This is a genomic window from Liquorilactobacillus hordei DSM 19519, assembly GCF_019443985.1.
In the GTDB taxonomy this organism is placed as follows: Bacteria; Bacillota; Bacilli; order Lactobacillales; family Lactobacillaceae; genus Liquorilactobacillus; species Liquorilactobacillus hordei.
The window spans coordinates 936,097-960,406 of record NZ_CP049303.1; the positions used below are offsets into that span (position 1 = coordinate 936,097).

The window sequence follows — 24,310 nt, forward strand, 5'->3', positions numbered from 1 at the left end:
AGATGGAGTTTTTGCTTTTTTTAGTGCTGCTTATTATAAATCCAGTTGTTTTATGTGGTTTACTGGTACTTTTTTTTAGCTATTTAAGAAGAATAAAAAATGAGCGAAAATATTTTAGAACGGCGATAAATAATGATTTTTTTGAGGGCCGCTACTATATTAAAAATGCACTTAAATTTGGTTTCTTGAATTCAATTATTACCATGTTGTTAGGAGTAGAACTGACAAAACAATGGATCTTTGTTTATATGGGGATTATGGCTGTTGGAATTATTTTATCGTTCTACGTAGACTTGAATTCTATCTTGTTATTAGTTTTTACTGGAGGCACTATAGGAATTGCTAGTTTGTCATTATTTGATGAAAAGATGGTTATTCCAGCGAGCTTACAGTCTTTTGCTGAAATTAAACCCGGTATCATTTTTTTAATTTTGACAGTTTTTTATTTGAACAAGTTATTCATGTTAAAGAGTTATAAACAAGATTTTTTTCAGCCTAAAATATATAATGGAAAACGTGGTAGGAGACTGATAAGATATTCTTTGAGGGACCAAACTGTTTTGCCATTAATTGTCCTTGTACCAGGAAATCTTATACACAGTCTTATTCCTGTTTGGCCGATTCTTAGTCTCGGAGGACAGTCGTTTACCTTATTTGTTTTGCCATTATGGATTTCTTGGACCCTAAAACTGTGGCGTAATTCGGTCGAAATGGAGTTACAAAAAGCCAAGGCAGATACACAACAGAAGCTGGTTATTACTATAATTGGTACCATATTAGGGTTATGGTTTCCAATCACTGGCATCTTTGTATTTATCATATTACTTTTGTTAGTTGGCTTGCGCTTTGTACAAAGGTATGCAAAGATGAAGCGAAAAGGAAAATGGTATGCTGAGACACATGATGGAATTAGAGTGGTTGCAGTTCGGCCTGAAACGCCTGCTGCGAAGATGAACCTAGAAATAGGTGACGTGATAATTATGTGTAATGGGATTCATGTTACTACAGAGTCAGAGTTCTATGAGGCTTTGCAAAAAAACTCAGCTTATTGTAAATTAAAAATAAGAACCTATGAAGGTCAGTTGAAATTGGCTGAAAGTGCAATTTTTGCAGATTCCCCTCATGAAATAGGGGTAGTATTGTTTCGTTAATTATTTGGAGGAAATGTAGTGAAAAAAATACTTGTAGTTGATGATGAAATGTCCATAGTGACACTATTGAAATATAATCTAGAGCAAGCTGGTTATGAGGTTGATACTGCACTTGACGGACAAACTGGTTTTGACAAAGGCCGTAATTTCGAATTCGATTTTATTTTGCTGGATTTGATGTTGCCAAAGATGGATGGCTTAGAAATCACAAAGAGACTGAGACAAGAAAAAGTGAAAACACCTATTATGATTTTAACGGCAAAAGGCGAAGAATATGACAAGGTCATTGGGCTTGAACTTGGAGCTGATGACTATCTAACTAAGCCATTTTCGCCAAGAGAGGTAATAGCGCGTATAAAAGCTATTGTTAGAAGAACAGATGAGGTTTCAACCAATAATCCAATTGCAAAGAATACTCCAGAAAACGAAAATGAGATAGAAGAGGTTTATCATTTTCCAGATTTTTCAGTCGATTTGGTAAATTATTCGGTCACGAAGAATGGAGAAAAAGTTAAATTAACACCTAAGGAATTTGAGTTGCTTGCATATTTTATTAAAAGAAAGCACCGTGTGTTAAGTCGCGACAAACTTTTAAATGGTGTTTGGGGATTTGATTACGTTGGTCAAACTAGGATGGTAGATATGCATGTTAGTCATTTGAGAGAAAAAATTGAGCGTGATTCAAAAAATCCATGTTATATAGAAACTGTCAGAGGATTCGGATATCGATTTGAAGGTGAAAGCGATTAAGGTAGCTAGAGCATTTATTATTGATTTTATAACAATAGTTGCAGTTATATATATATTGTTATCTCTTCTCACAACAGAGAATGGAACAAGTTTAAAAGAAATTCTAGGTGCTGGTGAAGGTGTCTTAATTATTATTTCTGCAGCTTTATTGGCAGGAACTGAGGTTGGTTTTAGATATATTAGGTATAGACGTGGAAAGCAAGAACTAGATTTACTCTCGCAGAAGCTAAATGATATTACTGAAGGTAAAAAGCCTGGTCATATTTTACTTGAGCCCAATGATCCATTATATGGAATTTCAAGAACAATTAATAGACTTGAGAATCGACAGCATGATTTTACTAAAGATTTTACGATCCAGCAAAGAGGGTACTTTTCCTTAATTGAGTACCTCACGATTGGTGTGATGATTCTTGATCAAGATAGAAAAATTTATATGAGTAATCATGCAATGAGTGATCTGATGGGTCGTGAGATGAATCTGCAGGGCCAAATTTATATCAATGAAATTAGAACATATGATTTAAGCCGCATGATTGAGGCTGCATTTTCTTCACAAGAAGATCAACATAGCGAAATTAGACTTGACTTGACTGGCAAAATTGTTGACGCTCATGTAGTTTATGTTCCTGTCAGCAAGCATCGTTTGTTGGTGATGGTATTGTTATATGATATTACTGAGCTAAAGGAAATTGAAAGAATGCAGTTGGACTTTGTAAGTAATGTCAGTCATGAGTTAAAGACACCGATTACGGCAATTACTGGTTTCAGTGAGACACTGTTACAAGGTGCAATGGAAGATAAGAAAGCTTTGGCTGAGTTTTTAGCAATCATTCATAAGGAAAGCCTAAAATTAACAGATTTAGTTGAGGATATTTTGTCTTTGGCAAGGATTGATGCTAATACAGAATTGAATTTGAAAGAAATAAATTTAAGAGAGTATCTAACCGAACTTTTAAAAACATTTAAACCACAATTGGAGAAAAAGAAAATTAAGGTTTTTTTAGAAATTACTGAGACAGCTGTGGTTAGCATGGATCAAAATAAGTTGAGACATGTTATTGATAATCTGATTCAGAATGCTATTAAATATAATAACTTTCAAGGGAAAGTCTGGGTTAGTGGAACTCTTACTGAGACTAGTTGGAGTATTAGCGTTAGAGATAACGGCTATGGAATTTCACAAGACAAGCAAGAGCGGATTTTTGAACGCTTTTACCGGATTGATACTTCGCGTTCGCGTGATAATGGAGGAACTGGATTAGGACTATCTGTTGTTAAGGAATATGTTGCAGCAATGAACGGAGAAATTTCGTTAGAGAGCCAAGTTGGTGTTGGTTCAAAATTTACGGTAAAGTTTCCGATAGGATTAAATGCACAGAAAAAAATTCTATAGGGTGATTAAGGCTGTCATTAATCCAGAGACTGTCACAAAATTATTTTTTTGTCGCAGCCTTTTTTTGTAGAATAAATTATTGGTAAGGATTGCGTATGTTTTGATAAAAGTATAGAATCTAACCTAATAATAATTAGAATATTTTCTCTGATAAGAATTATCAAGGAAAGGAGGGGCGGTATGCGTAAAACCTTTAATGATGAGTTAAAGAGATTGCATGTCAGATTTGCAGAATTGGGCATGATGGTCAATGAAGCAGTACTTCGTTCAACCAAGGCTTTTGTGAATCATGATAGAGAACTTGCAGAATCTGTGATTAAAAAAGATCTTGTAATAAATAATTGTGAGAATGATTTAGAAAAAATGACACTTGAGCTAATTGCATTATATCAACCTGTAACTGAAGACTTGAGGGATGTGATTACTATATTAAAGGCAAGTTCTGATATAGAGCGGATTGGCGATCATGCTGTGAGTATCAGCCAGGCTACCGTGAGTATGAAGGGCAGCCAAAGAATTGCTGAAATAGAGGTAGAGACTGCAAAAATGAGTGAGTATGTATGCCAAATGTTTCAGAGCGTGCTAGATGCGTATATGAAAAAAAGTGTAGAGAGAGCCCTAAAAATTGCAAGAGATGATTTATTTTTGGATGAAGAGCTTAGGAAAATCAGGAAGAGATGTGTTACGATAATGCAAGGGGATTCGGAGTTAGTTGTTAGTGGGTCCTACTATACTTCGGTTGCTACTTACTTGGAACGAATTGGTGATTACGTGACAAATGTTTGCGAATGGATTATTTTTCTCAAAAAAGGAGAGATAGTTGAATTAAATCCAAATGCTAGACAATATTAAAATTTATTTTTTATTAAATTTACGATCCTCTTTTTTACATAATTTGCTAAACATCTTGTGACACTGTAAAATTTTGTTAAAGGGTATGTTTATTTTTTCAGGAGGGAAGTAGCTATGAAATCTAATAAAAAAATGAAACGTTCAAATAATCGAATGATTTTTGGTGTATGTGGAGGAATAGCTGAATATTTCGGTATTAATTCATGGATTATCAGGGGAATTTTTATCATTCTAGCTGTTATTCCACATAGTACATTTTTGATTATAGGTATTTATTTAATGTGTACTGTCTTAATCCCGTCAGAGGAAAGCAGTTTGTTTTCAACGTTATTTAAAAAAACAACTCAAGAGTACACACAAGAAAAAAGGAAAAGTTCACGTAAGATTCTTAAGGATGTCCACGAAAAGGATATTCGCTAAATTAAAATTATGGAGGAATTATAGATGTCTTTTTGGCGCAGAGCCTTGGTTAATGCAGTAGTATTTGTTTCAGCAGCGGGTTTTTTCCCACAAGCATTTCATGTATCCAGCATTTGGATATCACTTTTGGCGGCGGTTATATTGGGGTTGCTTAACATGTTTGTGAAACCGATACTATTACTTTTTTCACTGCCAATTACTTTTATGACTCTGGGGCTGTTTTACTTTGTTATTAACGGATTTATGCTTGAACTGACTTCTTATTTAGTGGGCAGTTCGTTTGCATTTGCGAACTTTGGGGCTGCTTTTTTGTTAGCTTTGGTTCTTAGTCTAGTAAATATTGTAATAACGAATTATTTAAAACGTTAGAGAAAGCTTTTTGATTAGAAGGATTAAATTTTGGGAGGGCTTTTCAAGTGAGTGATATGGTAAGTGTTGAAAGTTTGGTCAGAGCGACAGGGATGAAGGTATTTTCAGGCGGTAAGTATCTAAGTACTAAAATGGTAACTACGAGTGATATCTCAAGACCAGGTCTTGAACTCACGGGGTATTTTGATTATTATCCAGCAGAACGAATTCAACTTTTTGGGATGACAGAAGTTTCATTTGCTAGAAAGATGGACAAGCAAAAACGTAGAGATATTATGGAACAATTGTGTGTAGAAGATGTTACACCTTGCTTTATTATCTCTCGTTATTTGCCTGTGCCAGAAGAATTGGATGAGGCTGCAAAAGCACATAATATACCAGTCTTACGTTCGAAACTACCAACAACACGTTTATCCTCTAAAGTTACAGATTTTTTAGAGACACAGTTAGCAGAGAGAAAATCATTACATGGTGTTTTAGTTGATATTTATGGCTTAGGTGTCCTAATTACAGGTGATTCTGGTGTTGGTAAGTCTGAAACTGCTTTGGATTTAATTAAGAGAGGACATCGCTTGATTGCTGACGATCGTGTGGATGTTTATCAAAAAGATGAGCAGACCATTATTGGTGAGGCTCCCAAAATCCTTAGACATTTATTAGAAATCCGTGGAATTGGAATTATTGATGTCATGAATCTCTTTGGTGCGGGCGCAGTTCGATCTGAGACAGATATTTCATTGATTGTTCATTTAGAAAATTGGGGACCAAATAAACAATTTGATCGTCTAGGAACAGGTGAGCAGAAACTAAAAGTCTTTGATGTCGATATTCCACAGATTTCAATACCAGTAAAGATTGGTCGTAACTTAGCAATTATAATTGAAGCAGCGGCAATGAATTATCGTGCAAAGACAATGGGTTATGATGCAACAAAGCTGTTTGAGAAAAATTTGAATAGTCTGATTCAAGAGAATTCAGATAAGTAAGGATGTGTCTTTTTTGTTTATTCCAGTTTTTGGGGCGTTAAATCCAGTTGCTTTTTCTCTAGGCTCACTTGAAGTTAGATGGTATGGGATTATTATTGCCAGTGCGGTAGTGATTGCAACATATCTTTCGGTGAGAGAAGGAAAAAGAAGGGGGATTGCTGAAGATAATATTTATGATTTAATTCTTTGGGGGTTACCCGTAGCAATAATCTGTGCACGAATTTACTATGTTATCTTTGAGTGGGGATATTATTCACAGAATTTAAATCAAGTCTATCGCATCTGGGATGGTGGAATTGCAATATATGGAGGCTTGATTGGTGCTGTAATAGTTTTGGTTACATTGTGCAAAAAAAGAGGTATTTCTCCATGGTTAATGCTTGATGTGGCTGCCCCCACTGTGATTATGTCACAAGGAATAGGGCGTTGGGGTAATTTTATGAATCAAGAGGCACATGGACGAGCAACAACCTTGTCTTTTTTGCAAGAACTACATTTACCAAGTTTTATAATCAGGCAGATGAATATTGCTGGGACATACTACCAACCAACTTTTTTATATGAATCCATTTGGGATTTAACAGGTTTTTTGCTGCTAATGTTATTACGGCATCAGAAACATCTGTTTAAGCGTGGAGAGGTCTTCTTTACTTATGTTATCTGGTATTCTTTTGGTAGATTCTTTATTGAAGGAATGCGCACAGACAGTTTAATGTTGGGCCCATTGAGAGTTTCACAATGGTTGTCAGTTATATTATTCTTTGGTGCTATAATTTGGTTAGCAATGCGCCGTTATTGGAGACCACTAGATTCATGGTATCTGGATGGCACAGATGAGACTTATCATAAATAGGAGTGGTTTTTTTGTGTAAAAAAGTTGCAGTCGTTGGAGCAGGTTCTTGGGGTAGTGTTCTTGCGAATATTTTAGTTATGAATGGAAAAGAAGTAAAAATTTGGTCGAGAAGACAAGCGCAAGTTGATGAACTCAATCAAGAACATACTAATAAGGCTTATCTCTCGAATGTTAGATTGTCAAAAAAATTGATCGCATCTAGCAATCTAGAGGAAGTTTTGCACGATGCCGAGTTGGTGTTGCTTGCAGTTCCAACAAAAGCCATGAGAGAAATTGCTCATAGAGTTGGTCTGTTAATTGAAGCCATGGACCTTCATCCAATTATTGTTCATGCTAGTAAGGGCTTGGAACTAGATACCCATAAACGTATTTCTGAAATTATCTCAGAAGAAATACCACAAGAATATGCTGCTGGGATTGTTGCTTTGTCTGGTCCTAGTCATGCTGAAGAAGTGGCACAACATGACTTGACATTGATTACTGCTGCATCATCCAATTTGGAAGCTGCAAAAAGTGTGCAGAGAATATTTATGAACAGTTATTTTCGTGTGTATACCAACCGTGATATTATTGGGGTAGAGCTTGGTGCTGCATTCAAGAATATTATTGCATTGGGAGCAGGGGCCTTGAATGGGCTCGGTTATGGTGATGATGCGAAAGCTGCTTTAATGACAAGAGGATTAGCTGAAATTGCTCGTTTAGGAATTGCTTTGGGTGCTGACCCTTTAACATTTATTGGTTTATCAGGTGTAGGAGATCTAATTGTTACTTGTACGAGTGTGCATTCAAGAAATTGGCGTGCTGGCAATCAGTTAGGTAAAGGAATGAAGGTCGAAGATGTTGTCAATAACATGGGAATGGTCATAGAAGGATTAACGACTGTTAAAGCAGCATATGAATTGGCAAAGGATCGGAAAATTGAAATGCCAATTACTGAAGCCATCTATCAGGTTGTTTATCAAGGAGAAGAAATTAAAACTGCGATTGCAGATTTGATGATGCGAGAGGGAAAATCTGAAGAAGAAACATTTTGATTGAATGCTTATTAAAAGTAAGCTATAATGTGAATACAATTTTGAGTGAGAGAAGGTAAAAAACTTTGACAAAAAAATATGATGTGGTTGTGATAGGTGCCGGTCCTGGAGGTATGACCGCAGCCTTATATGCTTCTCGGGCTAATTTGTCAGTATTAATGCTTGATCGTGGAATATACGGTGGACAAATGAACAACACAGCAGAAGTTGAGAATTATCCTGGTTTTAAGTCAATTTTGGGTCCAGATTTAGCCAAGGAAATGTATGAAAGTTCAACTCAATTTAATGCTGAATATGCTTATGGAACAGTTGAAAATGTTTCAGTTGCAACAGATGGACTGAAAATAATTAAAACAGATAGTGAAACATTCGAGACATATGCGTTAATAATAGCAACAGGTTCACAATATAAAAAACTGGGTGTTCCAGGAGAGCAAGAATATGGTGGACGTGGGGTTTCTTATTGCGCGGTTTGTGATGGTGCATTCTTCCGTGATCGTGATGTTGTAGTAGTTGGAGGAGGAGATTCTGCAATTGAGGAAAGCTCATATCTTTCACAGATGGTTAAAGAGGTTAATGTAGTTCATCGACGTAATGAATTACGTGCACAGAAAATTTTGCAGGATCGTGCCTTTGAGAATTCTAAGATAAAGTTTACATGGGATACAGTCTTAACAGGTATTGAAGGTGACGGCAAGAAAGTTACTGGAGTTAAGACATTAAATAAAAAAACTGGTGATGAAGCGGTTGTTTCTGTCGATGGGGTCTTTATCTACGTTGGTTTACTTCCAATGACAGAGCCCTTCGAAAATCTTGGAATAACAGATGAGCAAGGTTGGATTGTTACTAATGAGAAGATGGAAACAAAAATTCCTGGTGTATTTGCAATTGGTGATGTAAGGAAAAAGGAATTGCGTCAGATAACAACAGCTGTTGGTGATGGTGGAATTGCTGGACAAGGTGCGTATAGCTATCTAGAGACGTTAAAAGATTAGAATTCAAATAACGATTGTTAAGTTAATAATTATAGAAAAACTGTGGTAAATTTAGATAAGAAACCACAGTTTTTTTGTATTTAGATTGAATTTAGAGGTAAAATGATAAGTAGTTGTTAAAAAACGGGAAAAATAATTGAATTTTTTTGTCGTTTTTGGGAAAAAGTACTGTTAATATAGTATACTGTTTTTAGAAAAACAATGGGAGTGATTTTGTGAGTTGGAAAGAAACTTATCAAGCATGGATTAACTATCCTGAGTTAGACAAAGAGTTAGAAAAAGAACTTAAGAAAAATAAGGATAACGCTGAATTGCTTGAAGATGCATTTTACGCACCTCTAGAATTTGGTACTGCGGGAATGCGTGGAATAATCGGAGCAGGTATAAATAGAATGAATATCTATACCGTTCGTCAAGCTACTGAAGGACTTGCTTTGTTAATGGATACACTTGATGAAGCAACTAAGAAACGTGGAGTTGCGATAAGTTTTGATTCACGTCATCATTCAGAAGATTTTGCGCATGAAGCTGCACGTGTTTTAGGAGCACATGGAATTGCTAGTTTTGTTTTTGAAAGCTTACGTCCAACTCCAGAATTGTCATTCACAGTAAGACATTTAAACACCTATGCAGGAATTATGATTACAGCCAGCCATAATCCTAAGGAATACAATGGATATAAGATTTATGGTGAAGATGGTGGACAAATGCCACCAAAGGAATCAGATATGATTACAGAGTTTGTTCGTCAAGCAAAGGATTTGTTTGCGATTAAAGTGGCAGCTGAATCTGAGATTCTTGAAAACGGTTTAATGAAGATTATTGGTAGTGAAGTTGATAATGCTTATCTAGCAGAAGTGAAAAAGGTTACTATTAATCCTGAATTAGTTAAAGAAGAAGGAAAAACTCTTAAATTAATTTTTTCACCACTTCATGGAACAGGAGCAGTATTGGGTGAAAAGGCCTTGAAAGGAGCAGGTTTTTCAAACTTTACAATGGTTGCTGAACAAGCAACCCCAGATCCTGAATTTTCAACTGTCAAGAAACCTAATCCTGAGGATGCAGCGGCTTTTGATTTGGCTATTAAGCATGGTAAAAAAGAGGATGCTGATCTTTTAATTGCTGTTGATCCTGATGCAGACCGCTTAGGAGCAGCTGTTCGCCAACCATCAGGGGAGTATCAGCTGTTGACGGGTAATCAAATCGCTGCGATTATGCTTGATTATATCTTAACGGCACGGAAAAATGCAGGAACATTACCTGTAAATGCAGCTGCAGTTAAGTCTATTGTATCAAGTGAATTTGCAACAGCAATTGCTAAGAGTTATAACGTTGAGATGATTAATGTTTTGACAGGATTCAAGTTTATTGCAGAACAGATTAAACTTTTTGAAGAGACAAATAAGCATACGTTTATGTTTGGATTTGAAGAAAGTTATGGTTATTTAATTCGTCCATTTGTGAGAGATAAAGATGCAATTCAATCACTTGTAATGTTGGCTGAAGTTGCTGCTTATTATAAGAGTGAGGGCAAGAATCTTTATGATGGTTTGCAAGAACTCTTTACGAAATTTGGTTATTTTGCAGAAAAGACAGTCTCATTAACATTTGATGGTGTAGAGGGTGCAGATCAGATTAAGAGTTTGATGACTAAGTTTAGAGAAACTGCACCTGCTGATTTTGCAGGTGTTAAAGTTGCAACGATGGAAGATTTTGCTAACTCGAAAAAGACAACGGCTGCCGGTGATGTCGAAACAATTGATTTACCTAAGTCAAATGTCTTAAAGTACTTGTTGGAAGATGGATCGTGGATTGCTGTTAGACCATCAGGGACAGAACCAAAGATTAAGTTCTACATTGGAACACAGGGCACTACGCAAGAAAAATCAATACAAAAACGCCAGGCCTTTGAGAATGATATTAAGAAATTCATAGAAGAATAATTATTTAGTTTTAAACAAAAGGCTGCTGCAAAACAATTGTTTTGTTACAGCTTTTTGTTTTTTCAAACAAAAAAGCAGGTGATTATGTTGAAGAATGGTAATGTAAAAAGACGTGCTGGCGTGAGAGATGATGTATTAAATTCTGATTTGATAAGTGCAACAACTTTGGCTAAGAAATATAAGGTATCACGGCAAACAATTGTCGGAGACATTGCTTTACTCAGGGCAAAAGGTGAGCCGATCATTGCAACCGTCGGTGGTTATAAATATCAGAAAAAAGAGTCCCAGTATCATGGGTTACTGGTCTGTCAGCATACAAGTGAAGAAACGCGATTGGAGCTTGAAACGATAGTTAGTATGGGTGGAGAGATTGAAGATGTTATTGTGGATCATAAATTATATGGTCAACTAGTAGGAACACTTGGAATTTCGACATTACATGATGTTAATGATTTTATGAGTCGTGCTGAGAAAGGTGATCACCAACTGCTTTCAAGTCTGACAATGGGAATTCATTTACACAACGTCGCATGTAATAATGAAGAGCACTTTCTTGAAATTAAACAAAAGCTATCTGAATTAGGATTGCTTTATTTAGATTGAAACGGGGTGTCTTGACATCAAACTGAAAAAGAGTTATTTTTTAAATATTAACTCTGTAAGTGAAGACAAATGTAGTTAGAATAAGATAAGACAGTGAAATATAGCTAAATCTAAAGATTAATTAAATCATAAATGCAGTAAATTAATGTTATATTATGATTTGAAATTAAATAAATAGTTATTTGTGAAGCACAGTGAAATGCAGATTGAAGTCTAATAACTCTTGCTCTAATTCTGTTTGTCTTATCAAGTTGGGAGAAAAATGATGGAACAGCGAAATTTAACGTTGTTAATGGACTTATACGAATTAACAATGGCTAATGGTTTTTTTAAGGAAGCACCGGATAAGGTTGGATATTTTGATTTGTATTTCAGAAAGGTCCCAGATGAGGGGGGTCTTGTTATATATGCTGGACTTACACAAGTTATCAAATATTTACGAGAATTAAAATTTACGGATTCAGATATAAAATATTTAAAAACTCTCGGAATTTTTGCACCATCATTCTTAGAATACTTAAGTGTATTTGATTTTAAGTGTGATGTTTGGTCTGTAAAAGAAGGAACGCCAGTTTTTCCTAATGAACCATTAATAACAGTTAGAGGTCCACTTATCCAAACACAATTATTGGAAACAATGTTACTGAATATTATCAATCATGAGTCCTTAATTGCTACTAAGGCTCGTCGAATATGTATGGTTGCTAAAGGAAGACCGGTGATGGAATTTGGTTCTCGCCGTGCTCAAGGAGCTGATGCAGCCACTTTTGGAGCTCGTGCCGCTGTTATTGGGGGTTGTATTGGAACAGCAAACGTATTAAGTGCAAAGCTTTTTGGATTAACACCGCTAGGGACAATGGCACACAGTTGGATACAGTCGTTTGAGTCTGAAGAAGCCGCTTTTGAGGCATGGTATCGAATTTATCCAAATAATTGTCTATTATTGGTAGATACTTATGATGTATTGAGTTCTGGAGTACCACATGCAATTGAAATTTTTAAAAAGTTAAAAGACAAAGGGATCAATGATCACATTGGGATTAGAATTGATTCTGGAGATATTACTTTTTTGACAAAAGCTGCTAGGGAGATGTTGGATCGAGCAGGATTTGCGAATGCAACGATCACTGTTTCAAACGCGTTAGATGAAGATGTTATTCAAAATGTTTTAGAGGAAGGTGCTGCAATTGATAGTTTTGGAGTTGGAGAAAAGTTAATAACAGCTTCTTCAGATCCAGTACTAAGTGGTGTATATAAGTTAGTTGCTACACAAGTTGAAGGCAAGATTACACCGAAAATAAAATTGAGTAATACGATTGAAAAAACGACCATTCCTGGCTTTAAGAAACTTTATCGATTATATGATAGCAAGGGTAAAGCTGTAGGGGATTTAATGGGCCTGTTTGATGAAGTTAAGTTAAATGATGGTCATGTGTATAATTCAGATCCAAACAAGACACAGCAAAAAAAGAAAATTAGTAATTTTAAGTTGGAACCGTTGAGAAAAAAGATTTTTGACAATGGTAAGTTGATTTATCATGAGCCAACGACAAATGAAGTTAAGGATTTTTCAAAAACAATGATAAGAGCTTTACCAGAATCTTGTTTACGATTAAAAAATCCAGATTTATATAATGTTTTTTGGACAAAAACATTAAAAAATATGAGAACTGATATGATAGAAAAATATTCAGAAATGAATTCTTAAAAGTGTACGAAAGTATGTTCGGTGTGGTAGAATGAATGGGCGTGATGGTGGATAATGAAGACCACTATCTACGCCTTTTTCATTTATTAATTAGGGGGTAGGATGAATGATTGAACGACAAGACAATCATCAATTTGAACTAGTTTCTGCATATGAGCCCACAGGAGATCAGCCGAAAGCGATTGAAGAGCTTTCTTCGGGAATACTAGAAGGAGAAAAGGCCCAGATCCTTTTGGGAGCAACAGGAACAGGTAAAACATTCACAATATCGAATGTAATAAAAAATGTTAATAAACCTACCCTTGTTTTGGCACATAACAAGACATTAGCTGGGCAATTATATAGTGAATTCAAGGAGTTTTTTCCTAATAATGCTGTTGAATATTTCGTCAGTTATTATGATTACTATCAACCTGAAGCATATGTACCTTCAAGTGATACTTATATTGAAAAAGATTCAAGTATTAATGACGAAATTGATAAATTACGACATTCAGCAACTAGTTCTTTGTTAGAAAGAAATGATGTAATCGTTGTTGCGTCTGTTTCTTCTATTTTTGGATTAGGAGATCCCAATGAGTATCAAAAACACACACTATCTTTACGAGTAGGGCAAGAATTAGAACGTGATAGGTTATTACGACAATTAATTGATATCCAATTTGAAAGAAACGATATTGATTTTCAACGTGGCAGGTTTCGTGTTCACGGTGATATTGTAGAAATTTTTCCTGCTTCACGGGATGAGCGAGCACTGCGCATTGAGTTCTTTGGAGATGAGATTGATCGTATTCGCGAAGTTGATGCACTTACAGGCGAGATTGTTGCGGAAAGAGAACATGTCTCAATCTTCCCGGCTACTCACTTTATGACAAATGAAGATATTATGGAAAAGGCTATTGATGGAATTCAAGAAGAACTACAAATCCGTCTGGCTGAATTAAAAGATCAGAACAAATTATTAGAAGCACAGCGATTGGAACAAAGAACAACATACGATATTGAAATGTTGCGTGAGATGGGGTATTGCTCTGGAATTGAGAATTATTCGCGACACATGGATGGAAGAAAAACTGGTGAACCACCATATACTCTACTGGATTTCTTTCCAAAAGACTTTCTATTGGTAGTAGATGAATCACACGTTACAATGCCACAGGTTCGAGGAATGTATAATGGCGATCGTGCACGCAAACAGATGTTGGTTGATTATGGATTTAGACTACCTAGTGCAATTGATAATCGGCCGTTGACACTGCATGAATTTGAGCAACATGTAAATCAGATTGTTTATATGTCGGCCACACCAGGGCCTTACGAGCAAGAACAGACAAATAAAATAGTACAGCAAATCATCAGACCTACTGGACTGTTGGATCCTATAATTGAAGTCAGGCCAATTATGGGACAGATGGATGACCTGGTTGGTGAGATAAACAAGCGAATTGAACGTAATGAAAGGGTCTTTGTAACCACACTGACTAAAAAAATGGCCGAAGATTTATCGGATTATCTTAAGGAATTGCAAATTAAAGGTAAATACCTGCATTCAGATATTAAGACCTTGGAGCGGACAAAAATTGTTAGGGATTTGCGATTAGGCGTTTTTGATGTTTTGGTTGGTATTAATCTGTTAAGAGAAGGAATTGATGTTCCCGAAGTTTCACTAGTTGCGATACTTGATGCCGACAAAGAAGGCTTCTTGAGAAGCGAGCGTTCATTGGTTCAAACAATTGGACGTGCTGCACGAAATGAGAATGGCCGAGTTATCATGTATGCCGATAAGATTACAGATTCGATGCAAGCTGCGATTGATGAAACAAAAAGAAGGCGCACAATCCAACAGGAATATAATGAAGAACATCATATTACTCCGAGAACAATCAAGAAAAAGGTCCGTGATCTGATTTCCATTACTAAACCTGCAGAAGGTGGGAAGAAGAAACAATCATTTACGGAACTTGAGTTTTATGATATGGAAAAGGACGATCAAAAAGAGATGTTGCTTAAATTAGAAGAACAGATGAGAGCTGCGGCTAAGCAACTTGATTTTGAACAGGCAGCAACGTTGAGAGATACTATTATTGAATTGAAGGCGCGCATAAAATAGAAAAGAGGAAGATAGTTTGGCACAAAATAAGATTGTTATTCATGGTGCAAGAGCCCACAATCTGAAGAATATTAATGTAACGATTCCTAAGGATAAGCTAGTTGTAATCACAGGATTATCCGGCTCAGGGAAAAGTTCACTTGCATTTGATACATTGTACGCGGAAGGACAAAGACGATATGTTGAGAGTTTGTCTGCCTATGCACGTCAGTTTTTAGGACAAATGGATAAACCAGATGTTGACTCTATTGATGGTTTATCACCTGCAATTTCAATTGATCAAAAAACAACTTCAAAAAATCCGCGCTCAACGGTAGGAACTGTAACAGAAATTAATGATTATCTCCGTCTCTTATGGGCACGTGTAGGAACCCCTTATTGTCCAAATGATGGGCATGAGATTACAAGTCAATCTCCAGAACAGATGGTAGACAGAATATTATCCTTACCGGAGAGGACAAAAGTACAAATTTTATCACCAATTATTCGTGAAAAAAAAGGACAACATAAAAAAATTTTTGAGAAAATTAAGCGTGATGGTTTTGTCAGGGTCCGTGTTGATGGCGAAGTTTTAGATATTGGTGATGAATTTGATTTAGATAAAAACAAAAAACATACTATTGAGGTTGTTGTAGATCGTGTAGTCATCAAAGATGGAATCAGATCACGCTTATTTGATTCTTTTGAAGCGGCACTTCGTTTATCGGATGGCTATGCAAGTGCTGATATTGGTAGTGAAAAATTATTACAATTTTCTGAAAACTTTGCGTGTCCTTATTGTGGTTTTACGATTGGTGAATTAGAACCAAGATTATTTTCATTTAATGCTCCTTTTGGTGCTTGCCCAGAATGTGATGGACTGGGAATGAAACTTGAAGTGGACCTTGATTTAGTGATTCCTGATAGTTCCAAGACTCTTAGAGAAGGTGCAATTGAGCCTTGGAATCCAATAAGTTCACAATATTATCCAATGATGCTAGAACAAATGTGTCAGGCGTTTGACATTGCGATGGATGTGCCCTTTGATAAGTTACCTAAAAAAGATCAGGAAGTTGTGTTATATGGTGCAGGTGAAAAAACATTCCACTTTCATTACGAGAATGATTTCGGAGGAGTTAGGGATGTTGATGCTAAGTTTGAGGGTGTGATTCCAAATATTGAACGACGGTATCACGAAACAAACAGCGATTTTACCAGGGATGTCATGCGTAAGTATATGACAAGTTTAACCTGTCAGGCATGTCAAGGATATCGTTTGAATCGTAAGGCACTTGCCGTCCAAATTAACGGAAGACATATCGGACAAGTCTCTGAAGAAAATATTGAAGCTGCGTTGAAATTCTTTGAAAAGCTAGAGTTTAATGAGCAAGATACTGCAATTGCACAGCCGATTTTAAAGGAAATTAAGGATCGGTTAACTTTCTTAATTAATGTTGGTCTTGCATACTTAACACTTAGCCGTTCAGCTCGGACCCTTTCTGGGGGGGAAGCTCAACGAATTAGGTTAGCAACACAGATTGGTTCGAACTTATCTGGGGTATTGTATATTCTTGATGAACCTTCAATTGGACTACACCAAAGGGATAACGATCGCTTAATTGATTCCTTGAAGAAAATGAGAGATCTTGGAAATACTTTGATAGTTGTTGAACACGATGAAGATACAATGAGAGCTGCTGATTATTTAATTGATATTGGTCCAGGTGCAGGTAATGACGGGGGACAGGTAATGGCAGCAGGAACACCCAAACAAGTTGCTAGAACTACTAAGTCATTGACAGGTCAATATTTAGCAGGTAAAAAACATATTCCGATACCTGAGGAAAGACGTAATGGAAATGGGAAGAAAATTACAATAAAAGGTGCAAGTGAGAATAATTTAAAGAACATTGATGTCGATTTTCCTCTAGGTACATTTATTGCCGTTACAGGTGTGTCTGGTTCGGGCAAATCCACACTAGTTAATATGATCTTGAAGCGTGCTTTGGCACAAAAATTAAATAATAATTCTGAAAAACCTGGTAAATATAGAGAGATTCTCGGAGTTGAAGCACTTGAAAAAGTCATTAATATTGATCAAAGTCCGATTGGGAGAACTCCGCGTAGTAATCCTGCTACTTATACGAGTGTTTTTGACGATGTGCGTGATTTGTTTGCACAAACAAATGCTGCAAAAATGCATGGCTATAGCAAGGGTCGTTTCAGTTTTAACGTTAAGGGCGGTCGCTGTGAAGCATGTAAGGGTGACGGAATTATCAAAATTGAGATGAATTTTTTACCAGATGTATACGTTCCATGTGAAGTCTGTCATGGTGCGCGCTATAACTCTGAAACATTGGAAGTTGAATACAAGGGTAAAAATATTGCACAAGTATTAGATATGACAGTCGAGGAAGCATTAGAATTTTTTGGTGCAATCCCTAAAATTAAACGGAAGCTACAGACGATTGTTGATGTAGGACTCGGGTATGTTCAATTAGGACAGCCTGCAACAACATTATCTGGTGGTGAGGCACAAAGAATGAAGCTTGCATCGGAGCTGCATCGTAAGTCAGATGGGAAAACTTTCTATATTTTAGATGAACCGACCACTGGGTTGCATACGGATGATATTAAGAACCTATTGCGTGTTCTGGTGAGATTGGTTGATTCAGGAAATACTGTTTTAGTAATTGAGCATAATTTAGATGTTATAAAAACAGCAGACTATCTGATCGATCTTGGACCAGAAGGTGGCGAAGGTGGTGGAACAATTATTGGTACCGGTACACCAGAAGAACTTTCTAAAAATCCGGCAAGTTATACAGGCAAATATCTTAAAATTGTATTAGATAGGTTTAAAGATTAGTGGGTATTGCTTTTTGTTAGCAAAATGCTAGAGTTAAGAAGTAATCACAATTAGATTGGAGTGTTTAATGATGGCAGAAGTTGAAAGTTTTACGCTAGATCATACAGCTGTTAAAGCACCTTATGTGCGATTAATTACAGTTGAAGAAGGAAAAAAAGGTGACAAGATTTCAAATTATGATTTGCGATTGGTACAGCCAAATGAGAATGCTATTCCAACTGCGGGTCTGCATACGATTGAGCATATGCTAGCAGGATATTTACGTGACCGGATGGATGGTGTGATTGACTGTTCTCCATTTGGATGCCGGACAGGTTTTCATCTTATTGTTTGGGGTGAACAAGATACAACAGATGTTGCAAAAGCACTGAAAGGTTCACTGGAACAAATTGTCAATTCTACTTGGGATGATGTTCAAGGAACAGATATTACTAGTTGTGGAAATTACCGCGATCATTCACTTTTTTCTGCTAAGGAATGGTGCAAGAAGATTCTTGCGGAAGGAATTTCAGCAGACGCCTTTGAACGTAAGGTAGTTTAAAAAAATATTATTGAGAGGAGCTGGGTCAAAAGTTAAATTTTGATTTAGCTCCTTCTTGATATTTTCCAGCTAATCTGCGAATTACTCGTTGTAAACTAATGCAGACATAATCTTTACATTAATATTCGAATTTTATGACGTATAGTTAGCGTGGTTGTTCGGTAATGCTGGTAAAAAGTCGCTATGACATGCGTGGTATGTTATAATGGCGAAAGGTTAATTAATGGAGGTTTGAATAAAATGAAAGAGCCATTAAAACTTGTTGTAGTAACTGGGATGAGTGGTGCAGGAAAGACTGTAGCAGTGCAGAGTTTTGAAGATTTGGGATATTTTTGCATTGATAATATGCCGCCATCTTTATTACCTAAATTTTGGGAGCTAGTTCGTGAATCGGGTAAAATCAATAAGGTTGCACTTGTAATTGATTTGCGATCACGTGCATTTTATGACGAAATAATTGAACTAATAAGAAACTTAGGCAGTGATAATGTTATAGATACAAAGATTCTTTTTTTAGATGCCTCTGATGAAGAGTTAGTTGCGCGTTATAAAGAAACCAGACGTTCCCATCCGCTTGCCATGGAAGGTAGATTAATGGATGGAATCAATCTGGAAAGAGATTTATTGAAGGATATGCGGATGAAGGCTCAATTTGTGGTAGATACCAGTAAATTGACACCGAGACAGTTACGCGAGGAAATTTTTAGAAATTTTGAAACTAGCGCAGAGACAGCATTTCATATCGAGGTCATGTCATTTGGGTTCAAGTATGGAGTACCTATTGATGCAGATATCGTGATGGATGTGCGTTTTTTGCCAAATCCATATTACATTGATGATTTGAAAAAGAAGACAGGGCTTGATAAGGCTGTCTATGATTATGTAATGAATTCTGACAAAACCGAAGAATTTTATACACATTTTATTACACTACTTCAGACCATTATTCCTGGATATAAAGATGAAGGAAAAACAAGTCTGACAATCGCAATTGGATGTACAGGAGGGCAACATCGCTCGGTGGCTTTATCTAAGAGAATTGGTGAAGCCTTGAAGAAAGATTATCCTGTAAGAATTTCACATCGCGATATTGAACGACGGAAGGAGACAGTCAATCGCTCATGACGAAGCACTTATTAAGGAAACAGCGTCCAAATATTGTTGTTATTGGTGGTGGGACCGGGCTTCCAGTAATTTTAAAAGCTTTAAGAAGAAAAAATGCAGATATCACAGCGGTTGTAACTGTGGCGGATGATGGTGGTTCATCTGGAATAATCAGAGATTATATTAATGTAGTTCCACCTGGTGATATTCGTAATGTTTTGGTAGCACTATCCGATTTACCTGAAATTTATAAAAATATTTTTCAGTATAGATTTGATTCGAAGGACCAATTTTTTTCAGGTCATGCAATTGGAAATTTGATAATTGCTGCGCTATCAGAAATGAATGATAGTGGAATTTTTAATGCAGTTCAAGAACTAACCGCTATGATGAAAGTAGAGGGGCATGTATATCCAGCATCAAATTATCCATTAGTTTTAAATGCAAGATTTAAAGATGGTTCTGTGACATCTGGTGAATCAGAAATTTCGGCTGCAGGAAAAACAATTGATAAAGTTTGGGTTTCTAGATCAAATAATGAAGCTCCTGAGGCAGTTCCCGAAGTAATCGATGCCATAATGGATGCAGACCAAATCGTTTTGGGACCTGGTAGTTTATTTACCAGTATTTTACCAAATTTAATGATTTCAAATGTTGGTAAAGCTGTTTGTAAAACAAATGCAGAAGTAATATATATTTGTAATATCATGACACAAAAGGGTGAAACAGAACATTTTACAGATGCAGATCATGTGCGTGTTTTGCATCAACATTTAGGAATGAACTTTATTGATACTGTTCTTGTTAATACTGAACCTGTGCCAAATGATTATATGGATCAGCAAAAGTATGATGAATACTTGTATCAGGTTAAACATGACTTCAATGGGTTACGAAGTTTAGGATGCAGAGTTGTTTCCAATAATTTTTTGGAGCTTAGAAATCATGGTGTATTTCATAACGGTAGCCAAGTTGTAGATGAGTTACTTGGGTTAACAAGTCGACCACTATCATGGATGGATAGTGAATTGAATTAGAATATTTTAAGGGGGTGGTTGCATGTCTTATGCAAGTGATGTTAAGAAAGAATTGACAACGCTTGAGGTTCACTTTGGAAATGCAAAAGCTGAATTGATGGCACTCATTCGAATGAATGGTTCACTAAGTCTTGTAAACCATCATTTTGTGTTAAATATTCAGACTGAGAATCCAGCGATTGCGCGCAGGATATATCAGCTTCTAAAAAAGTTTTATGATGTTGAGAGTGAATTGTTAGTAAGACGAAAAATGAAATTAAAGAAAAATAATTTGTACATTGTTCGTTTGAAGACTGGTAGCGAACAAGTCTTGAAAGATCTTGACATACTTGATGGCTTTCAGTTAAAGACAGGTGTTCCACTTGACTTTTTAGAAGATGATGCAAAAATTAGATCATATTTAAGAGGGGCCTTTTTAGCAGCAGGTTCGGTTAATAACCCCGAAACAAGTCGATATCATTTAGAAATTTATTCCTTGTATGAGGAACAAAATGATGTGATTTGTGATTTAATAAATAAATATGGATTGAATGCACGAAAAACGGAAAGACGTAGTGGATATATTACTTATCTAAAAGAAGCAGAAAAAATTGCTGACTTTTTATCATTAATTGGTGCTACGAGTTCAATGCTTAAGTTTGAAGATATTAGAATTGTGCGTGATATGCGCAACTCAGTTAATCGAATTGTTAACTGCGAGAATGCGAATATGAATAAAGTTGCTGACGCAGCCAAGCATCAAATTGAAAATATTGAATTTATTGATAATAATTATGGAATTAATAAGTTACCACCTAAGATTCAAGATATTGCGCGTGCAAGGCTCACACATCCCGAAGTTAGTTTAAAAGAATTGGGTGATTTAGTTGAAAATGGACCAATTTCTAAATCGGGAGTTAATCACCGTTTACGGAAGATAAATGAATTAGCGGAGCAGTTAAGAAATGGTAATGAAATATTAAATTAGAGAAGCGTTAAACAAAAAAAGATGCTGAATCAAATTCAATTTTTGATTCAGCATCTTTTTTATTACATATAAAAGTATTCCATAATTCAAAATTCGGCTCTAAAATATTGGGTGTTGATGAACTTCCATCAACACCCAATTTTCATGTACAATAAAAGGACAAGTTCCCAAATGCACCACCACATACCAACCAAAGTAAAAGTAAAGGCAAGTGAGAAAACATGTCCCAAGACTATTCTATCGAAAATATACTTCAAATCCAAGACCCAAATATTAAATGTATCAGTATTGACAATTCTGATCCCAAGAAACAAGTCATTCATGCCAAATTAACTTATTCGATAAAGCGCTGTCCACTTTGTGGCCAATCCCAAGTAGTCCGTTTTGGAACTAATTTGATCAACGTCAGGATGCCACCTATCAAAGAACGACCAGTTATCTTAAAACTGCTTAAACAACGTTATCTGTGCAAAAGAGGGCAACATACTTTTAGTGCTGAAACGTCGCTAGTTAAACCACACTGTCAAATCTCAGAAGATACCAAACAGATGATTATTCTACAGCTTACTAAAGATCGTAGTATTACTGATATTGCAGAGGAATTAAATGTTTCACCAGTGGCAGTTAATCGAGTACTTGATTCATTAGCGATTCAGACTAAGACCGCCTTGCTTACCTTACCAACTACGTTGTGTTTTGATGAATTTCGCTCCACTGGTCATCAGATGAGTTTTATTGCCATTGATGGTGATACACATCGGCTAGTTTCTGTTTTACCTAATCGCCTTAATCGAAGTATCCAAAATCACTTTGAAAGTAACTATTCCTTAGCTGAACGTAGGAAAGTTAAACAAGTAGTTATTGATTTCAATGCACAGTATCAATCCGTAATTCACATAATTTTTCCAGAAGCAAAAGTTATCGCCGATAACTTTCATCTAGTTCAAATGGGACTCCAAGCACTGAACCAGACACGCGTACAGTTAATGCATCGATTCACTCAAAATTCACGAGAATATCGAGTTCTCAAACATCACTGGCGTTTATTTTTAAAAACTTATTCTGGCTTAAATCAACGTAAACCACAATGGTTTGCGCATTTAAAGAACTGGTTCACCCAAGAACAATTAGTCTGGCAAGGTCTTGAGTTAGATTCAACCTACCAACACACTTACTTCGTTGCGCATTCCCTAGTTGATGCCTTAAGAAAGCGTGATTATTTAAAGTTCATTAAAACACTAAATCGAGCTGACAAAGTCAGCCCACAGCTTGAAACTACAATAAAGACCTATCGCAAATATCTACCATTAATTAAAAACATGATGGCAAGCAACTATTCAAATGGCCCACTAGAAGGTGTTAATCGCAAAATCAAACAAATTAAACGCACGGCATACGGCTATAGAAACTGGTCACATTTTTACACCCGGATTAGAATTGAATTTACGATTCGAATAAAAAAAAGAAAACCAATTCGAAAATGAATTGATTTTCTTTTAAAAATTTCCCATCAACAGCGGTTGACAAAGAGCCCAAAATTCTTTGTCTAACTTTGAATTTTTTGACTTTATACTATTTAAGATTCTTTTTGTTTTCCATGATTCCATCAATTAAACCATAATCAACAGCTTGTTGAGCAGTCATGAAATTATCACGTTCAGTATCACGATTAATTGTCTTAATATCTTGACCAGAACCATCTGCCAAAATCTTGTTAATTAACTTACGTGTCTTCAAGATATGTTCAGCGGCAATATTAATATCAGTTGCCTGCCCTTGTGCACCACCAAGTGGTTGATGGATCATAATTTCTGAGTTAGGCAATGCAAAACGTTTGCCCTTTGTACCAGCAGTTGAAAGGACACTTGCCATAGAAGCAGCCATTCCCATAACGATAGTCTGAACGTCTGCTTTAACAAAGTTCATCGTATCATAAATCGCTAACCCGGCAGATACACTCCCACCTGGTGAATTGATATAAATATAAATATCTTTTTCTGAATCTTGCGCATCCAAGAATAGCAATTGTGCAATGATAGCGTTAGCCATATCATCATTAACTTCTCCAGAAAGCATAATAATACGATCTTTTAAAAGTCTGGAGTAAATATCATATGCACGTTCGCCTTGTGCTGATTGTTCAATAACAGTAGGTACTAAATTCATTGAACGACGACCCCCTCAAACTATAATTTAACATTCTAAGTGTAGCACTCAAATGTTTGTATTGCTAGTTTAACTTAATGGTCAATAAAGGTCAAATAAAAAAGACGGAGCCTAAATAATTATCGCTAATTTTTAAAATATCTTCAATATAATATGAATTATTGTCAAAAAATTGGAGCATACATAAAAAATGAAAAGTTGCTGTTTATTATGGATAATTCAGGAGTAGTTGAAAAATTTTGATTTATAGAAAGCAATTATTCAAAACAAAAAGAGGCTGTGCCAAAAAGTTGAATTTTGACCTAGCCTCGTTAATTATTCCGGATAAACATGTTCCATACGTCAAATTTTTCCAACCTATGTCACATTTTATTTTGTGTTTATTGAATTTATAATTGGTATTGCTATTACCTATATGAACAAGGAATTATTAGCAATTAATTGATACATGATAAATTAAATTAGTTCATAGAACCT

The 24,310-nt window shown here is 35.9% G+C and carries 21 protein-coding genes; 20 read left to right on the forward strand and 1 reads right to left on the reverse strand.

The features are described from left to right. Positions 1-2: 2 nt before the first annotated feature. From G6O70_RS05725 to G6O70_RS05820, 20 genes are all read left to right on the forward strand, one after another. Positions 3-1,151, forward strand: a complete 1,149-nt coding sequence (locus tag G6O70_RS05725; RefSeq protein WP_057869626.1) for a PDZ domain-containing protein — start codon at positions 3-5, stop codon at positions 1,149-1,151. Between the two features lie 18 nt (positions 1,152-1,169). Further along, positions 1,170-1,901, forward strand: a complete 732-nt coding sequence (locus G6O70_RS05730) for a response regulator transcription factor (protein ID WP_057869627.1) — start codon at positions 1,170-1,172, stop codon at positions 1,899-1,901. Then, entirely contained in the window at positions 1,888-3,297 is a 1,410-nt protein-coding gene (gene pnpS / locus G6O70_RS05735; protein ID WP_233419151.1) for a two-component system histidine kinase PnpS, read from the forward strand. The genes G6O70_RS05730 and pnpS overlap by 14 nt, the downstream gene beginning before the upstream one ends. 180 nt (positions 3,298-3,477) lie before the next feature. Continuing rightward, positions 3,478-4,149, forward strand: coding sequence for a phosphate signaling complex protein PhoU (phoU, locus tag G6O70_RS05740; RefSeq protein ID WP_057869629.1), 672 nt, complete (start codon positions 3,478-3,480; stop codon positions 4,147-4,149). Between the two features lie 114 nt (positions 4,150-4,263). Continuing rightward, complete coding sequence (locus tag G6O70_RS05745; RefSeq protein ID WP_057869630.1) at positions 4,264-4,569, forward strand: PspC domain-containing protein; 306 nt, start codon at positions 4,264-4,266, stop codon at positions 4,567-4,569. 24 nt (positions 4,570-4,593) lie between these two features. Then, entirely contained in the window at positions 4,594-4,938 is a 345-nt protein-coding gene (locus G6O70_RS05750; RefSeq protein ID WP_057869631.1) for a phage holin family protein, read from the forward strand. A gap of 47 nt (positions 4,939-4,985) precedes the next feature. Further along, on the forward strand, positions 4,986-5,924 hold the full coding sequence (hprK, locus tag G6O70_RS05755) for an HPr(Ser) kinase/phosphatase (RefSeq protein WP_057869632.1): 939 nt from the start codon (positions 4,986-4,988) through the stop codon (positions 5,922-5,924). Positions 5,925-5,943: 19 nt separating this feature from the next. Continuing rightward, positions 5,944-6,777 (forward strand): prolipoprotein diacylglyceryl transferase, encoded by an 834-nt coding sequence (gene lgt, locus G6O70_RS05760; RefSeq protein ID WP_057869646.1) that lies wholly within the window; start codon positions 5,944-5,946, stop codon positions 6,775-6,777. An 11-nt stretch (positions 6,778-6,788) separates the two neighbouring features. Beyond that, the gene (locus G6O70_RS05765) at positions 6,789-7,811 is read left to right on the forward strand and encodes an NAD(P)H-dependent glycerol-3-phosphate dehydrogenase (protein ID WP_057869633.1); all 1,023 of its coding nucleotides are present in this window, start codon (positions 6,789-6,791) and stop codon (positions 7,809-7,811) included. Positions 7,812-7,876: 65 nt separating this feature from the next. After that, positions 7,877-8,806, forward strand: a complete 930-nt coding sequence (gene trxB, locus G6O70_RS05770; protein WP_057869634.1) for a thioredoxin-disulfide reductase — start codon at positions 7,877-7,879, stop codon at positions 8,804-8,806. A gap of 215 nt (positions 8,807-9,021) precedes the next feature. Further along, positions 9,022-10,749, forward strand: a complete 1,728-nt coding sequence (locus tag G6O70_RS05775) for a phospho-sugar mutase (protein ID WP_057869635.1) — start codon at positions 9,022-9,024, stop codon at positions 10,747-10,749. 84 nt (positions 10,750-10,833) lie between these two features. Then, the gene (locus tag G6O70_RS05780) at positions 10,834-11,352 is read left to right on the forward strand and encodes a transcription repressor NadR (RefSeq protein ID WP_057869636.1); all 519 of its coding nucleotides are present in this window, start codon (positions 10,834-10,836) and stop codon (positions 11,350-11,352) included. Between the two features lie 265 nt (positions 11,353-11,617). Then, a complete protein-coding gene (locus G6O70_RS05785; protein ID WP_057869637.1) occupies positions 11,618-13,060 on the forward strand; it encodes a nicotinate phosphoribosyltransferase in 1,443 nt (480 codons plus the stop codon). A 106-nt stretch (positions 13,061-13,166) separates the two neighbouring features. Beyond that, positions 13,167-15,170 (forward strand): excinuclease ABC subunit UvrB, encoded by a 2,004-nt coding sequence (gene uvrB, locus G6O70_RS05790; RefSeq protein WP_057869638.1) that lies wholly within the window; start codon positions 13,167-13,169, stop codon positions 15,168-15,170. 16 nt (positions 15,171-15,186) lie between these two features. Further along, the gene (uvrA, locus tag G6O70_RS05795; RefSeq protein WP_057869639.1) at positions 15,187-18,018 is read left to right on the forward strand and encodes an excinuclease ABC subunit UvrA; all 2,832 of its coding nucleotides are present in this window, start codon (positions 15,187-15,189) and stop codon (positions 18,016-18,018) included. A gap of 70 nt (positions 18,019-18,088) precedes the next feature. Continuing rightward, complete coding sequence (locus G6O70_RS05800; RefSeq protein WP_057869640.1) at positions 18,089-18,559, forward strand: S-ribosylhomocysteine lyase; 471 nt, start codon at positions 18,089-18,091, stop codon at positions 18,557-18,559. 240 nt (positions 18,560-18,799) lie between these two features. After that, complete coding sequence (gene rapZ, locus G6O70_RS05805; protein WP_057869641.1) at positions 18,800-19,684, forward strand: RNase adapter RapZ; 885 nt, start codon at positions 18,800-18,802, stop codon at positions 19,682-19,684. Further along, the gene (locus G6O70_RS05810; RefSeq protein ID WP_057869642.1) at positions 19,681-20,700 is read left to right on the forward strand and encodes a gluconeogenesis factor YvcK family protein; all 1,020 of its coding nucleotides are present in this window, start codon (positions 19,681-19,683) and stop codon (positions 20,698-20,700) included. The genes rapZ and G6O70_RS05810 overlap by 4 nt, the downstream gene beginning before the upstream one ends. 22 nt (positions 20,701-20,722) lie before the next feature. After that, positions 20,723-21,667, forward strand: a complete 945-nt coding sequence (gene whiA, locus G6O70_RS05815; RefSeq protein ID WP_057869643.1) for a DNA-binding protein WhiA — start codon at positions 20,723-20,725, stop codon at positions 21,665-21,667. Between the two features lie 221 nt (positions 21,668-21,888). Beyond that, positions 21,889-23,151, forward strand: a complete 1,263-nt coding sequence (locus tag G6O70_RS05820) for an ISL3 family transposase (protein WP_219934280.1) — start codon at positions 21,889-21,891, stop codon at positions 23,149-23,151. A gap of 88 nt (positions 23,152-23,239) precedes the next feature. Here the strand turns inward: G6O70_RS05820 and clpP are convergent, their stop codons facing one another. After that, positions 23,240-23,833: an ATP-dependent Clp endopeptidase proteolytic subunit ClpP gene (gene clpP / locus G6O70_RS05825; RefSeq protein WP_057870228.1), complete on the reverse strand. Its 594-nt coding sequence runs from the start codon at positions 23,831-23,833 to the stop codon at positions 23,240-23,242. Positions 23,834-24,310: the final 477 nt, after the last annotated feature.

Coding starts and splice junctions, on each gene's coding strand:
- G6O70_RS05780 (WP_057869636.1), top strand. CDS start 10,834: ATGTTGAAGAATGGTAATGTAAAAAGACGTGCTGGCGTGAGAGATGAT.
- phoU (WP_057869629.1), top strand. CDS start 3,478: ATGCGTAAAACCTTTAATGATGAGTTAAAGAGATTGCATGTCAGATTT.
- G6O70_RS05810 (WP_057869642.1), top strand. CDS start 19,681: ATGACGAAGCACTTATTAAGGAAACAGCGTCCAAATATTGTTGTTATT.
- clpP (WP_057870228.1), bottom strand. CDS start 23,833: ATGAATTTAGTACCTACTGTTATTGAACAATCAGCACAAGGCGAACGT.
- G6O70_RS05750 (WP_057869631.1), top strand. CDS start 4,594: ATGTCTTTTTGGCGCAGAGCCTTGGTTAATGCAGTAGTATTTGTTTCA.
- whiA (WP_057869643.1), top strand. CDS start 20,723: ATGTCTTATGCAAGTGATGTTAAGAAAGAATTGACAACGCTTGAGGTT.
- uvrB (WP_057869638.1), top strand. CDS start 13,167: ATGATTGAACGACAAGACAATCATCAATTTGAACTAGTTTCTGCATAT.
- G6O70_RS05800 (WP_057869640.1), top strand. CDS start 18,089: ATGGCAGAAGTTGAAAGTTTTACGCTAGATCATACAGCTGTTAAAGCA.
- G6O70_RS05745 (WP_057869630.1), top strand. CDS start 4,264: ATGAAATCTAATAAAAAAATGAAACGTTCAAATAATCGAATGATTTTT.
- G6O70_RS05820 (WP_219934280.1), top strand. CDS start 21,889: ATGTCCCAAGACTATTCTATCGAAAATATACTTCAAATCCAAGACCCA.
- G6O70_RS05785 (WP_057869637.1), top strand. CDS start 11,618: ATGGAACAGCGAAATTTAACGTTGTTAATGGACTTATACGAATTAACA.
- G6O70_RS05725 (WP_057869626.1), top strand. CDS start 3: ATGGAGTTTTTGCTTTTTTTAGTGCTGCTTATTATAAATCCAGTTGTT.
- rapZ (WP_057869641.1), top strand. CDS start 18,800: ATGAAAGAGCCATTAAAACTTGTTGTAGTAACTGGGATGAGTGGTGCA.